Source organism: Neorhizobium galegae (genome assembly GCF_017877055.1).
Classification (GTDB): domain Bacteria; phylum Pseudomonadota; class Alphaproteobacteria; order Rhizobiales; family Rhizobiaceae; genus Neorhizobium; species Neorhizobium galegae_D.
In genome coordinates this window covers 246,874-259,984 of the sequence record NZ_JAGIPG010000003.1, presented here as the reverse complement: position 1 = coordinate 259,984, position 13,111 = coordinate 246,874, and the positions used below count along the sequence as shown (strand labels likewise).

At 61.4% G+C, this 13,111-nt stretch carries 13 protein-coding genes and 1 pseudogene; 6 read left to right on the top strand and 8 right to left on the bottom strand.

Annotated features, from left to right (window positions below; translation table 11 throughout):
- Positions 1-18: 18 nt before the first annotated feature.
- Positions 19-369 (top strand): annotated as a pseudogene (locus tag J2857_RS20460) (DUF892 family protein); the annotation flags it as partial.
- A 192-nt stretch (positions 370-561) separates the two neighbouring features.
- Here the strand turns inward: J2857_RS20460 and J2857_RS20455 are convergent.
- The 7 genes from J2857_RS20455 to J2857_RS20425 all read right to left on the bottom strand — a co-directional run bounded on the left by J2857_RS20455 (position 562) and on the right by J2857_RS20425 (position 7,190).
- Positions 562-1,557, bottom strand: a complete 996-nt coding sequence (locus tag J2857_RS20455; RefSeq protein ID WP_210011944.1) for a Gfo/Idh/MocA family protein — start codon at positions 1,555-1,557, stop codon at positions 562-564.
- On the bottom strand, positions 1,554-2,435 hold the full coding sequence (locus J2857_RS20450) for a sugar phosphate isomerase/epimerase family protein (RefSeq protein WP_210011943.1): 882 nt from the start codon (positions 2,433-2,435) through the stop codon (positions 1,554-1,556). Before J2857_RS20450 ends, J2857_RS20455 begins: the two co-directional genes overlap by 4 nt.
- A 55-nt stretch (positions 2,436-2,490) precedes the next feature.
- Positions 2,491-3,321 carry a carbohydrate ABC transporter permease gene (locus J2857_RS20445; RefSeq protein WP_210011942.1) on the bottom strand — a complete coding sequence of 277 codons (831 nt, stop codon included), beginning with the start codon at positions 3,319-3,321 and terminating at the stop codon, positions 2,491-2,493.
- Positions 3,318-4,241: a carbohydrate ABC transporter permease gene (locus J2857_RS20440; RefSeq protein WP_210011941.1), complete on the bottom strand. Its 924-nt coding sequence runs from the start codon at positions 4,239-4,241 to the stop codon at positions 3,318-3,320. Before J2857_RS20440 ends, J2857_RS20445 begins: the two co-directional genes overlap by 4 nt.
- A gap of 66 nt (positions 4,242-4,307) precedes the next feature.
- Positions 4,308-5,507 carry an ABC transporter substrate-binding protein gene (locus J2857_RS20435; RefSeq protein ID WP_210011940.1) on the bottom strand — a complete coding sequence of 400 codons (1,200 nt, stop codon included), beginning with the start codon at positions 5,505-5,507 and terminating at the stop codon, positions 4,308-4,310.
- Positions 5,508-5,532: 25 nt separating this feature from the next.
- Complete coding sequence (locus J2857_RS20430; RefSeq protein ID WP_348635701.1) at positions 5,533-6,516, bottom strand: alpha/beta hydrolase; 984 nt, start codon at positions 6,514-6,516, stop codon at positions 5,533-5,535.
- Entirely contained in the window at positions 6,513-7,190 is a 678-nt protein-coding gene (locus J2857_RS20425) for a GntR family transcriptional regulator (RefSeq protein ID WP_210011939.1), read from the bottom strand. The genes J2857_RS20430 and J2857_RS20425 overlap by 4 nt, the downstream gene beginning before the upstream one ends.
- Before the next feature lie 96 nt (positions 7,191-7,286).
- Here J2857_RS20425 and J2857_RS20420 point away from each other — a divergent pair, with 96 nt between their 5' ends.
- On the top strand, positions 7,287-8,360 hold the full coding sequence (locus J2857_RS20420) for an ABC transporter ATP-binding protein (protein ID WP_210011938.1): 1,074 nt from the start codon (positions 7,287-7,289) through the stop codon (positions 8,358-8,360).
- Between the two features lie 345 nt (positions 8,361-8,705).
- On the opposite strand, the gene J2857_RS20415 is transcribed toward J2857_RS20420, so the two are convergent.
- On the bottom strand, positions 8,706-8,999 hold the full coding sequence (locus tag J2857_RS20415) for a DUF982 domain-containing protein (RefSeq protein WP_210011937.1): 294 nt from the start codon (positions 8,997-8,999) through the stop codon (positions 8,706-8,708).
- Between the two features lie 335 nt (positions 9,000-9,334).
- Here J2857_RS20415 and J2857_RS20410 point away from each other — a divergent pair, with 335 nt between their 5' ends.
- Genes J2857_RS20410 through J2857_RS20395 form a run of 4 tightly spaced genes read left to right on the top strand, consistent with a single transcriptional unit; the run spans position 9,335 to position 13,089 of the window.
- On the top strand, positions 9,335-10,165 hold the full coding sequence (locus tag J2857_RS20410) for a metallophosphoesterase family protein (RefSeq protein ID WP_210011936.1): 831 nt from the start codon (positions 9,335-9,337) through the stop codon (positions 10,163-10,165).
- Positions 10,162-11,331: an ABC transporter ATP-binding protein gene (locus tag J2857_RS20405; RefSeq protein WP_210011935.1), complete on the top strand. Its 1,170-nt coding sequence runs from the start codon at positions 10,162-10,164 to the stop codon at positions 11,329-11,331. The genes J2857_RS20410 and J2857_RS20405 overlap by 4 nt, the downstream gene beginning before the upstream one ends.
- 4 nt (positions 11,332-11,335) lie before the next feature.
- Positions 11,336-12,256, top strand: coding sequence for a carbohydrate ABC transporter permease (locus tag J2857_RS20400; protein ID WP_432420174.1), 921 nt, complete (start codon positions 11,336-11,338; stop codon positions 12,254-12,256).
- Complete coding sequence (locus tag J2857_RS20395) at positions 12,253-13,089, top strand: carbohydrate ABC transporter permease (protein ID WP_210011933.1); 837 nt, start codon at positions 12,253-12,255, stop codon at positions 13,087-13,089. The genes J2857_RS20400 and J2857_RS20395 overlap by 4 nt, the downstream gene beginning before the upstream one ends.
- Positions 13,090-13,111: the final 22 nt, after the last annotated feature.

The following is a 13,111-nucleotide window of genomic DNA, read 5'->3' as shown; positions in this document are numbered from 1 at the left end:
CATCGCCCGACGCAGGGTCAGATCGCCAGGATCGAGGACGTTCTCAAGAGCCTTGCGGAAGATCATTCGAGCTTGAAGGACATGGCATTGTCCCTCACCGGCAGCCTGGCGGCGATGGGACACAGCATCGCCGGCGACGAAATCATCAAGAACTCGCTGGCCAACTTCGCTTTCGAGAATTACGAGATCGCCGCCTACAAGTCGCTTATCACCATCGCCGAACATGGCGGCTTTCCGGGACTGGCGCCGGCGCTGAAAAGCAATCTCGAGGAAGAGATCGCCATGGCCAAATGGCTGGACGACAATCTGCATAGCGTGACGATGAAGTTCGCCTCGCTCAAGGAAGCGGGCGAACGCGCAAAAATCTGACCAAGGCCGTTCGTTGACCAGTGGATCCTGCGGGCAAGCCCGCAGGATCCAGATTGCGCCATGACTGCCAGTATTCATGAAGTAGCGGAAAACATGCCTGGCGACGGCAAACCGGGACCGACGTATCCTCTGGACGGCTGCCAGTCTGGCGACTCCGACTTCCTTCACAGGCGTTGGCCGGGGCCGGATTTCTCAGAGGGCGAGTTCGCGCCGGAGCGTTTCCAGGCGTTCCATGGCAACAACGCCATCGGTAATCGACGGCGCGGGTGTCGTCGCCCCCGCGAGCGCGGGTACCACATCGGCCAGCAACGAATGGTAACCCTTCGGATCCTCGTTGGCTGCAGCGGTGAAGTTCGGCTTCCACGCCAGCGTGTCGCAGTCCTCCTTCAGCGTTGCACCCAGGTCATCAATCTTGAAGGGCGGATTGCGATGCCAGCGGATTTCGATCACGTCCTCCACCTCGATACGCTGATGGTCGCCCATCAGCTCGATCCGCTCGACCGGCGTGCCGCGCGACTGGATCGTACCCATGGCGATGTTGCCGATCGCTCCGCATTCGAACTCAAAGGCGACATGGAAGAGCAACCGGCCCGGAGTTTTTTCCACCTTGCGCGTCGAGATCGAACGAACTGGCGACACGAGGAAGGACGCCAAATCCATGTAGTGAACGCAGTGATGCAGGAAAAAGCCGGTGTAATCGACATTGCCGGCAAAATAGCCCGGTGCCGTCATATAATAACCGGTCAGCCCGAGCACGTCCCCGAAGCGGCCGGACTTCACGATATTCGCCGCCATGCGGTTGCCGATCGAATAGCGCTTCATGAAGCCGAGCAGCAGCGGCTTCTTCGCCTTTTCCGAAGCGGCCAGAAGCTCCCGCGCCCCGGCGGCGGAACCCGATGGTGGCTTTTCCATGAAGACAGACAAGCCCCGTTCGAGCGCCGCCTTGCCGAAGGCGAGATGCTGATCCGGGCCGACGGCCATCCCGACCGCATCGATGCCGCGGGTCGAAAGCAGGGTTTGCGCGTCCGTCGTCAGGTTGGCAACGCCGAATTGCCGGCCGGCGTCCTTCAGGCGTTTGCCGTCGATATCGCACAGCGCAACGATTTCGACGTCATGGCGCACGAGTTGGGGAAGCAGCATTTGGGTTGCGTGAACGCCGCAACCGATCCAACCGATTTTCAAGGTCATCGACGATATTCCGTAAGCAGGAGGTGGGATTTCATGAATGCACTCGAAGCCGCGAGGCGATCGCTCTCATCCTCGTGCGGCGGACGCCATTGGGCAAACGGTACCCCGAAGCGGTCGTCATTGCGCCGGAACGGTTCCAGCGAAACCGGCCCCTTGTAGCCGATCTCGTGCAACGCCCTGCAGACATCGACCCAATCGGTGGAACCCGTGCCTGGGAAGCCGCGGTGGTTTTCATTGGCCTGGAAATGCACCAGCCGGTCACCGGCGAGCCGGATGGCCTCGGCGATCGAGCTTTCCTCCATGTGCATGTGAAAGGTGTCGAGCATCAGCTTGACGGCTGGGTGATCGACGGCATCCAGCAGTTCTATTGCTTGCTGCGTGGTGCAGAGAACGTCGCTTTCGAAGCGGTTGAGCGGCTCGACGGCCAGCAAAACACCCATTTTGGCGGCGTGGTCTCCGGCTTGCCTCAGGCCTTTGACGCAACGCTCCTTGCGGGCCAGCCGTTCGGCCTCGTCGACCGGCTGCGGGGCACGGCCGGCAAACACGAGAGGATTGCCTGTCAGCGGCCCGCCGACGATCTTCGAACCGAGGCCTGCCGCGCAATCGGCGGTGTATTTCAGGTATTCGACACCAGCGCGATGGGCTTCGCCATCGGCCGACGCAAGGTTACGCTGGAGGTTGACGCGGGCTGCGAGCACGACGCCGAGACCGGCATCGTCGAGCGCTTTCTTCGTTTCCCTGATGTCGAGTTCGCCAGCTTCCGGGACCAGAAGCTCCACGAAGTCAAAACCGTGCTGACGCATCTTTGCAAACAGCGGAAAATGCTCGGCCGTGAAGGGCCTGGCATACTGCATGGAAATCAACCCGATGGGGTTCATCGTATCGTCCTCTTTTACATTCCGTTTCGTCGGCTACGCCGATCATTCCTTGCCCTCATCCCTTGACCGCGCCCTGGGTCAGCCCGCCAATCAGCCGTCGCTGCACGAGAAGGAAAAGAATGGTCGCGGGCATTGCGCCGACCACTGCGCCTGCCGCCAGCAGGCCCCATTCGATCTGGTATTCGCCGATCAGCGTCTGGATCGCGACCGTGACCGGGCGCACGTTCCGCCCGCCGAGCGTCAGCGCATAGAGATATTCGTTCCAGGCGGTGATGAAGATGTAGATGCCGGTCGAGATGATGCCCGGCATGGTCAGTGGCAGGACTATCTTGCGCAGCGCCGTCAGGCGCGAACATCCGTCGGTCATCGCCGCTTCGTCGAGGCTTTTCGGAATGGCGCCGATATAGCTTGTCAGCATCCACACCGCGAAGGGGATCGCCACCGTCGCGTTGGCGAGGATCAGGCCGAAATGGGTGTCGAGGATGTTGAAGCGGCGCATCAGCACGAAGAGGGGCAGGATGAGCAGCACGATCGGGAACATGTTGATCAGAAGGAACTGCAGCATCAACAGCTTGCGGCCCGGAAAACGGAAGCGCGAGAAGGCATAGGCCGCCGTGACGGAGACGATCAGGCCGACGACAACTGTGCCGGCGGCGATGATCAGGCTGTCCAGCATGTTCTTGAGGAAGGATGTCTGCTCGATGAGCCGCACGTAATTGTCGAGGCTCCATCCGAGCGGCGAAAGCGACACTCCCGTAGCACTCAATACTGCGGTCGGCGTCAGTGATGTCAGTATCATCCAGGCGAAGGGCGCCATGGCGAAGAGGACAATCAGCAGGACCGGAAGGTCGGTGGTGATGATCCGGCGAAGGGCGCTCTGTTTCATCGTTCCACCTCACGCATCGTACGGGAGAGATAAAGCACCACGAAGGCGCCGAGCAGGATGGTGAAGGTGACGGCGATCGCAGTGCCATATCCGAAATCGAGGTTCTGGCGCGCCTTGATGAAGGCATAGAGCGGCAGGGTGTGCGTGGCGTAACCCGGACCGCCTCCGGTCATGACGAAGATGACGTCCATGGAATTGGCGACCCAGATTACCCGCAGCAAACCGGCGGTCGCCAGCACCGGCGCGATACCCGGCAGCGTGACATGGACGAATTGCCGCCAGGTGGAAGCGCCATCGATCGATGCCGCTTCATATTGACTGCGCGGAATACCCTGAAGACCGGCAAGGATCATCACCGCGAAGAAGGGGAACCCCTGCCAGGTCAGGGTGGCGATAATCGCGTAGATCGCCACTTCGGGATCGGCGAGCCACGGAACTGCGGACTGGACAATCGACAGGTAGATGAGGATATCGTTGAGCACGCCCGTATTCGGATCGTAGATCCAACGCCACATCAGCGCGATGACAACGCTCGGCAGCGCCCAGGGGATGATGATGAGCGCCCGCGCCAGACCGCGCCAGGGAAACTCACGATTGAGAAGCAAAGCAGCGACAAGCCCGAGCCCCATCTGCAATGGTACCGTCAATCCAATCCAGATGATGGTGTTCCACAACGCCGTCCAGAAGACGGGATCGTTGAACAGCTTAACGTAGTTGCCGAAGCCGACGAACTTGCTGGCATTGGGGCGAAAGAGGATCAGGTCATAGAAGCTCGTGAAGACAGCCTGCACCATCGGCATGAAGACGATGACGACGGTCACCACGACAGCCGGTGCAAGCAGCCAGTACGGCAGGAGCCGCTCTGAATGCCAGCGGAACTGCGTGCGGCGCTCCACGGGAGAATGGTTCGGTCGGGACATGCGGATCCAGCCTCGAGGCGGGGAAAGAGGTCCCGACACAGGACGTGCCGGGACCGAAGGCGACTCTTATTGCGCAAACAGCGTCTGCAACTGTTCCATCATCTGCTTGGGCGTGATCTGGCCGGTCAGTGCTCGCTGCATGTTGGTCTGCCAGGCTGTGTTGACGAATTCCGAGACCGCGGAGGTCTGCGGCAACACCCTGGCGAAGGGCAGAGACTGGACGGTGGCATCGACGAAACGACGCTCGTGGAGCTTCCAGTCGGCAGAGCCGCTCTTCGTGACGGTCAGCTGGCCTGTCGCGCCGTTGAAGGCAACGTTGTTCTGCCCTTCGGCAAGGAAGGAGATCCACTTCCAGGCAGCGTCCTTGACCGAGGACGATGAGAAGATCGCAAGCGACTCGTCACCATACGACGTCCATTGGCCATTGCCGCATTTCGGAACCGGCACGGCGGAGACCTTGTCGCCGAGAGCAGCAACGAGATCCTTGGACGAACCGATATGGTGGATGGTCATGGCTGTCTTGCCGGATTTGAACGCGGCAACGATTTCCTGGAACCCGTCATTCGGTGCGGACGGCGGAATGACCTTGTCCTTCTGGAAAAGATCGACCAGCCATTGGTTGGCGGCCACCGCCTCGGGCTTGGTCAGGCCCCCCGGCTTCAGTTCGGCGCCCTGGGACAGGACGAAGGCGCCCCACTGGTCCCAGCCGCCCTTGCCGCCGCGCAGGCCGAAACCGTAGGTCTGCGGCGCATTGGTGAGCTTGATCGCCGCATTGCGGAAATCTTCGCAGGTCTTGGGCGGTTGCAGACCGGCCGCCTGGAAGAGATCGGTCCGGTAATAGAGATAAAGGACCACGTACTGGATGGGCAGGTAATACTGCTTTCCGTCCGGCCCCTTGTTCAGGTCGAGCAGGTTGTCCAGCAGGTCGGCCTTGCCTTTCCACGCGTCGAGTTGCTTGCCGATCGGCTCCAGCGCGCCCATTTCGGCAAGCCGGGGCTGGGCGAAGAGCTTCACCATTGCCGCATCAGGCGCATTGCCGCCGACCAGCGCGGTATAAAGATTGTCGTAATAGCTGTTCCACGGCACGTTCTCGGCTTCGATCTTGATGCCGGGATTGGCTGTCTCGAACTTCTTGACCAGGTCCGACATCGGGTTCGCCGGGTTGTCGAAATGGTACCAGAAGCGGACGGTTTCCGCCCTCGCCTGACCGAACGCGGCCGAAGCCGCAAGAGCGGCGCTAAGCGCGATTGTCTTCAGAATTTTCATAGTCTCCTCCTCTTGATCGTTCACGTCATCGACGTTGTGTCAGTCGCCTTGCTGCACTGCCTGCGGCCGCCAACGCCTCCCGTGCGGCCGAAAGTTCATTCGTGTTCTGCAGGAAACCGTGGATGACTCCTGGCACGACGTGCAGTTCGTCGTTGCGGCCGAGAGCCTTGAGACGCTGGCTCAGGCCCAAGGTGTCGGAAAGCAGCGGATCCACGGCCGCCGCCATCAGATAAAGGGGCGGCAGCGCGACCAAGGCCGCATCGGAAGCCATGAGCGGGCAGGCAAGCGGATCGCCCTCAATTGCGCGCTCACCGGCATAAAACGACCAGTAGCGTTGCATCTTCCCGCGCGTGAGTCCCGGGCCTTCAGCGAAACGGACGTAAGATGCCGTTTCGAAAGAATGCGCATAAGTGCCGTAAAAGAGCAGTGCCGCATCCGGCAGCCGTCTGCCCTCCGCATGTTCATGCAGTGTCGTTGCGAGAGCAATGTTGGCTCCCGCCGAGTCGCCGGAGATGACCAGCGGACCAGGGCGGACGCCTTCGCCGGCAGTCACCTCAAAAAGACCTCGGAGCGTTGCAACGACATCCATGAGCCCGGCCGGATAAGGGGATTCCGGCGCCAGCCGATAATCCGGCATCACGACCGGCATGCCGCTTTCCAGCGCAAGAACCCGGGCGCAACGCTCGTGGGTTTCCGGCGAGCAGAAGGCAAAGCCGCCACCATGCACGAACAGGATCGCGCCATCCGCGGCATCCGGCGGCACAAGCACCCTAAGGCGGCAGCGAGCTGAACCAAGGCGCGTATCTTCCGCTACCCAGACCTCCCCGAGGCCCGCCATGGCCGGCAGATTGACATTCCATCGCACATTGGCGGCAAGCGTCTGTGCACGACCTTCCGCCGGCGGAAGGGTCGTCGGATCCGGCAGAGGTCCGAGTTCCGCCGCAACCCGCTGCGTCAGCGCCAGCATTTCGTCCGAAAGCGTGTCCGACAGTTGAGAGAGATCGTTCACTGTGTCGCCTCCGGGAAAACTTCAGGCCCGAGATCGACGATGGTCGCGATATGATGGCGCATTGCGGCGGTCGCCCGCCCTGTGTCACCGCTTTCGATCGCGTCGATGATGCTGCGATGCCGCAATGCCGTCGCCTCGAGATCCCGCGCCATCGGGCTGCGGGAAATCTTGAACCGGTGATTATGCACGAGGCAGCGATGAAGGACCGGATCGAGCGCGGGCAGGTTGGCATCTTCGAAAATGCGCCGATGGAAATCGCGGTCGAAAGCCGCAAGCTCCAACTCGTCACCCGCCGCCGCTGCAAGCAGCATCTTGTCGAGGAGGCTATCGAGCTCCTTGACCAGCGTACGGCTGCGAGCGCGCATGACCCGTGCCATGCCGTTGCCCTCTATCTGCTGACGCAACCGGAACATTTCGATTGCCTCGTCTTCCGTGCACTCGGAAACCTGCGTCCCACGATGCCCCCGGCGGCGGACCAGCCCTTCTTCCTGAAGCTGCAGGAGCGCCTCGCGGACGGTGCCCTGGCTGCACTGGAAATGAGCCGCCAGCTCCAGTTCCGTCAGACCGGTCCCTGGCGCAAGCGTTCCGAGCATGATGTCGCGCTTCAACGCATTGAAGGCGGCGCCCGCCTTGGGCGATCTGATCGATGTCGATCTAGCGGAAAAATAGGCCATCTCACTTATCCAGCGGGTTGCGCATTCCAGGAACTATCATTATCGATATTGATATCGATAACTGACGTCAAGCTTGAAAATGTTCGGGAGGACCTCGTGGCTGGCATAGCGTTGAAGAAGATCCGGAAGTCGTATGGCGCCCTGCAGGTGATCCATGACATCGATATCGAGATCCGGAGCGGCGAGTTTCTGGTTCTCGTCGGCCCTTCCGGATGCGGGAAATCGACGCTTCTGCGCATGATCGCCGGGCTGGAGGAGATTTCCAGCGGCGAACTGGATATCGAAGGCCGCACGGTCAACCTGCTTCCGCCCGCGGAGCGCAACATCGCCATGGTCTTTCAGGACTACGCTCTCTATCCGCATATGAGCGTGCGGGAAAACATGTCGTTCGGCCTCAAGATGCGCGGCGGCGACGACCGGGAAATCGAAAGCCGCGTCGGTCAGGCTGCCGACGTCCTCAAGATCAGGGATTATCTCGATCGCCGGCCGGCACAATTGTCAGGCGGCCAGCGCCAGCGCGTCGCCATGGGCCGTGCCATTGTCCGCGAGCCGGCGGCCTTCCTGTTCGACGAACCACTTTCCAATCTCGACGCGGCGCTGCGCGTCGAGATGCGCCTGGAAATCGCCAAACTGCACAACCGCATGAAGGCGACCACGGTCTATGTCACGCACGATCAGGTGGAGGCCATGACGCTGGCCGACCGCATTGTGGTGATGAACGGTGGCGTGGTGGAGCAGATCGGCGAGCCGCTCGATCTCTATCACAACCCGTCGAGCCTGTTCGTCGCCCGCTTCATCGGCAGCCCGACCATGAATACCCTGCCGGCGAAGATCACCTCCGATGGGGAGAGCCTGAAGCTTTTGGGAAAAACCGCAACCGGCAGCATTTCCGGCGCAAGGGCGCTTGCCGGCCAGGACATCACGCTCGGAATTCGGCCTGAAGAACTGACCTCCTGTTCCCCCGAACAGGCCTGGTTCAGTGGCGAACTGATGGTGGCCGAACGACTCGGCAGCCAGACCTACGGCTATGTCGAAGTCGGCCATTCCAAAATGCTGACCGTCGAGTTCCCCCGGGACCGTAATATCGCGGTCGGCGAAACGATACATGTGAAGGGCAATCCCGAGAAGGTGCACCTGTTCGACACCGAGACCGGCAAAAGGCTGAACTGAGTCTGGAACCAGTCAAAGCAGTTGGTGGCCGCACAGCAAGAATGACGGTCGCGCCTTCGCGCGGCACGTCAGCGACGGGTAACACCAACACGCAGGGCGCTGATACGGCCGGCAGCAGCAACGCCAACTGCGGCAAGAGCCGGACGACTGCGGGAGCGGGCGGAAACAACGCCTCCACCTCCAGCGCAAACAGCCCCGTCAACCAAGCAAACTCCTGCTGATCAAGCTCCCTGCTGCAAGTCCCGTTGCCCTCACAGGCTGTGGGGTTTTCTGTGTTCCTACCGAGCGTTCGTCATTTAGAAATCCGCCTCGTGCGAGACACACGACGTGAGACGTAAAAGCGCCTCACGAGCCGAGGTTGCGGTCGTTCGTGCGCCGTGCGAACAGAGGTACCTCCTCGATGTTCGCCAACACGCGCTCCTTCAGCAGGAATCGGCGGACATTCTCCCTGATTGCTGGCAAGGGGAAAATGCCTTGAGCGGCCATTCGACAGGCCTTCGATAATACCTCGTAGGTGTCGCTTCTTTTTTCGATCGGCCACTCGTCGAGAAAGTCAAAGACATCTTCCAGGCTGGCAAGCTCCTGAACATAGCGAGATGTTTTCGCAAACAGCGGTTTGTCGAACAACGTGTTGGCCATCGCTACCTCCTTTCCTCAATCGCCATGGTGGAGATTGATTTAGGAAATGACGCCGTGGGTTCAAGACAGCGAGGTCAACTCCGGGCCGATCATCAGCGGCCTTTAGAAAGGCCCTTACAGTTTGCCCGAAGCGTCATCCTATCCACCCTTAGCAGTCACGCGACAGAGCCGCCCGATACTCGTCGCACCTCGCGGAAAACGCGCCGTTTTACAGTCCTGTGACAGAAATGAAAGAAAGCTGGAAAACTCTGTAACCGGCCTGACACGATAGCGCTCTAAGGAACCGTGAACGCCTTCGCACCTGCGGAAGGCACTTGCGGGACCGGAGAGCTGCCGTGAAGATCATCCAGATTACCGATACCCATTTCAGCCCGGAGAAGTCGCATTTCAACGGCAATTGGGCGCCGCTGCTGACCTGGATCCAGGATACCCGGGCCGATCTTATCATCCATACCGGGGATCTGACCGTCGACGGCGCCGATAAGCCGGGCGACATCACGTTCTGCATGAACCTGATGCGGCAGACTTCGATCCCGATGCTGATCCTGCCGGGCAATCACGATGTCGGGCATCTCCCGGGTTCCGAGCAGCCGGTCAATGCCGAGCGCCTTGCCCGCTGGCGGGAACTCGTCGGAGAGGATCGTTGGTTCGAGGACACTGCCGGCTGGCGTTTCATCGGCCTCAATTCGCTCCTGCTCGGCCATGAAAACGATGAAGAAGAATCCCAATTCGAATGGCTGCGAGAAACCCTCGAGGAGCGTCGCGGCCGCCGCGTCGCGCTGTTTGCCCACAAGCCGCTGTTCGTCGACGAACCGCATGAGGGCGACACGGGGTACTGGAGCGTCCGCCCGACACAACGCAAGCGTCTTTACGACCTGATCGCCGCTCATGACGTTGCGCTTTTCGCGAGCGGCCATCTGCACTGGGCCTGGCAAGGCCGTTTCGCGAACACCGCCCTCACCTGGGGTCCGTCGGCTGCCTTCATCCTCGGCAAGCTCGTTCGCGAAATGCCGGGCGAACGGCTGGTCGGCGCGGTCGTGCATGAATTCGGCGACGACGTTGAAAGCGATATCGTCGCCGTGCCCGGAATGACGGCCTATGTCCTCGACGACGTCATCGAGGAGGTCTATCCGACCAACGCCAAGGAAGTGGAGAGCGCCGAATGACCGCCCTTTCGCTTCGCGGCATCGAAAAATCCTTCTCCGGCAATCCGATCCTCAAGGGGGTCAGCCTCGATGCCGGTCCGGGCGAGTTCATCGCCCTCGTCGGCCCTTCCGGCTGCGGCAAGAGCACGTTGCTGCGCATCCTCGCCGGCCTGGAGAGCGCCGATGCCGGCGAAATCATGCTGGGCGACCGCGATCTGTCGCCGATGCCGGCGGCCGACCGCAACATCGCCATGGTGTTCCAGTCCTACGCGCTTTATCCGCACCTGACGGCGGCGCAGAACATCGCCGTACCGCTCATCATGCGCAAACTTACGCGGGCACAACGCCTGCCGCTGATCGGCCCGCTGATGCCCAGCCAGCGCAAGGCGGTGGCGGCGATCAAGCGCGACGTGCGCGAGATGGCCGTGTCGCTGAAGATCGACCATCTGCTCGATCGCAAACCCGGACAGATGTCCGGCGGTCAGCGCCAGCGCGTCGCGCTCGGCCGCGCCATGGTGCGCCGCCCCTCCGTCTTTCTGATGGACGAACCGCTTTCCAACCTCGACGCCAACCTGCGCGTCCATGCCCGCGGCGAGATCGTCGAGCTGCACCGCCGCGCCGGCGTGCCGACGCTCTACGTCACCCATGACCAGGCCGAAGCGCTTTCCATGGCCGACCGCGTCGCGGTGATGATCGGCGGTTCGATGCTGCAGCTCGCCTCGCCGCAGGTGATCTACGACGATCCGGCGCATATCGAGGTGGCCCGTTTCATCGGCCAGCCGCGCATCAACCTTTTTCCCTCCCAGGTTGGGGCCGATGGTACGATCGCTCTCGGCGATATCCGGGTCGGGCTGCCCCGTGAAACTGTTGCGGCCGGCACATCGGTGACGATCGGCATCCGACCAGAATTCGTCAGCGTCTCCCGCAGCGGCCAGCAGGGCCTGCCAGCCCGCATCGGCCGCGTCGAGTTCCTGGGTTCAGAGATCATCCTCTATTGCCGGCTCGATGCCATCGGCGAAACGGTCGTCGCCAAACTTTCGCCGGCAGAAGGCGCCGGGCTTGCGGCCGGCATGCCGGTGCGCCTGGAATTCTCCGCCGACCAGCTTTTCGTCTTCGCGGAGGACGGCCGCCGCCTGCCCTCGACACCGGTCGATGCTGCGATCAGCTTGGAGACGGCCCGTGGCTGACGCGATCGCTGCTGCACTCCCCGTCGTCAGAAAACCTGCCCGCTCGGCCGCCGAACGGCAGGAGGCACGCGCGGCACTCGTGCTGTCGCTGCCGGCAATGGTTCTTCTGTTCGTCTTCATCCTGCTGCCGGTGGCGGTGGTGATCCTGTTCGGATTTACCGATTACGAGCTTGGCTATGCGGGTTTCCGTTTTGTCGGCTTCGACAATTACACAGAACTCTTCACCGACCGCACCTTCCGCCGCTCGCTGTGGAACACGACGGTCTATACCGCGATCGTCGCGCCGATCTCGATCTTCATGGCGCTCGGCCTTGCGATGCTGATCGAAAGCGAGAATATCGGCCGTTCCTTCTTTCGAACCGCCTATTTCCTGCCGGTCGCTTCGCTCCTCGTCGCCATGGCGACCGTCTGGCAATATCTGTTCCACCCGACCATCGGCCCGATCAACGCGCTTCTGGCGCTCGGCGGTCTGCCGGGTCCGAACTGGCTCGGCGCTTCCATGTCCGTCCTCTACAGCCTGTCGATCATCGGCATCTGGCAATCGGTCGGCTTCAATCTCGTGCTGTTCCTCGCCGGCCTTACGGCGATCCCCCGCGAACTCTATCAGGCGGCGCATGTCGATGGCGCCCGCTCGGCCTTCGACCGGTGCCGGCTGGTCACCTGGCCGATGCTCGGGCCAACGACGCTTTTTGTCACCACGATCAGCATCATCAACGCGGTCAAGGTCTTCGAAACCGTCAAGACCTTGACCGAAGGTGGTCCGAACAAGGCGTCCGAAGTGCTGCTCTTCACCATCTACCAGGAAGGTTTCGTCTACCTGAAGGTTGGTTACGCCTCGGCGATGACGGTCGTGTTCCTGGCGATCCTGGTGGTGCTGATGTTCCTTCAATACCGCGTCCAGGACAAGCAGGTGCATTACTCATGAACGCCCAAACCTTCACCCTGGGGCGCGCCGTCCGCCTGTCGGTCCTGATCTTCGGGGCGGCGATCTTTCTCGCTCCCTACGTCTTCATGATTTCGACCGCCGGCAAGGCGCAGAGCGACATCTTCTCCTCGTCGCTGTCGCTCATCCCGCAGCACTGGTCCTACGTCCAGAACTTCGCCAAGGCGCTGACACGCGTATCGATGACGCGGCTGCTTTTCAACGGCGTCGCGGTCTGCGCGCTGATTTTCGTTTTCCAGGTGATGATCGCCATTCCCTGCGCCTATGCCATGGCGAAACTGAAGTTCCGCGCCGCAAGGCTGATGATGATGCTGGTCATGCTCGGCCTGTTGGTGCCGATCCACGCGACTGCCCTGCCCCTCTATGTCGCCTTCGACCGCTTGGCAGTGCTCAACAGCTATTTTGCACTGGTTGCCCCCTTCACCATCTCCGTCTTCGGCATCTTCCTGTTCCTGCAGTTCTTCCGCGCGATACCGGACGACCTGATACATGCCGCCCGGCTCGACGGCATGTCGGAACTCGGCATTATCGGCCGCGTGATCGTGCCGAACGCCTGGCCGGCGGTCACCGCATTTGCGATCTTCTCGGTCGTCGCCCACTGGAACGACCTCTACTGGCCGTTGATCGTCGTTTCCAACCAGACCTATGCGACACCACCGCTCGGCCTCCTCTATTTCCGCGCCGCCGAGGCCGGCGACGACTACGGCGCGCTCATGGCCGCCACATTGATCATCACCACTCCCCTCGTTGCGGCTTTCCTTCTGGCACAGAAGCGCTTCGTCGAGGGCATCACCATGACCGGTCTCAAAGGCTGACCGGCATCAACCAGGAGACCAT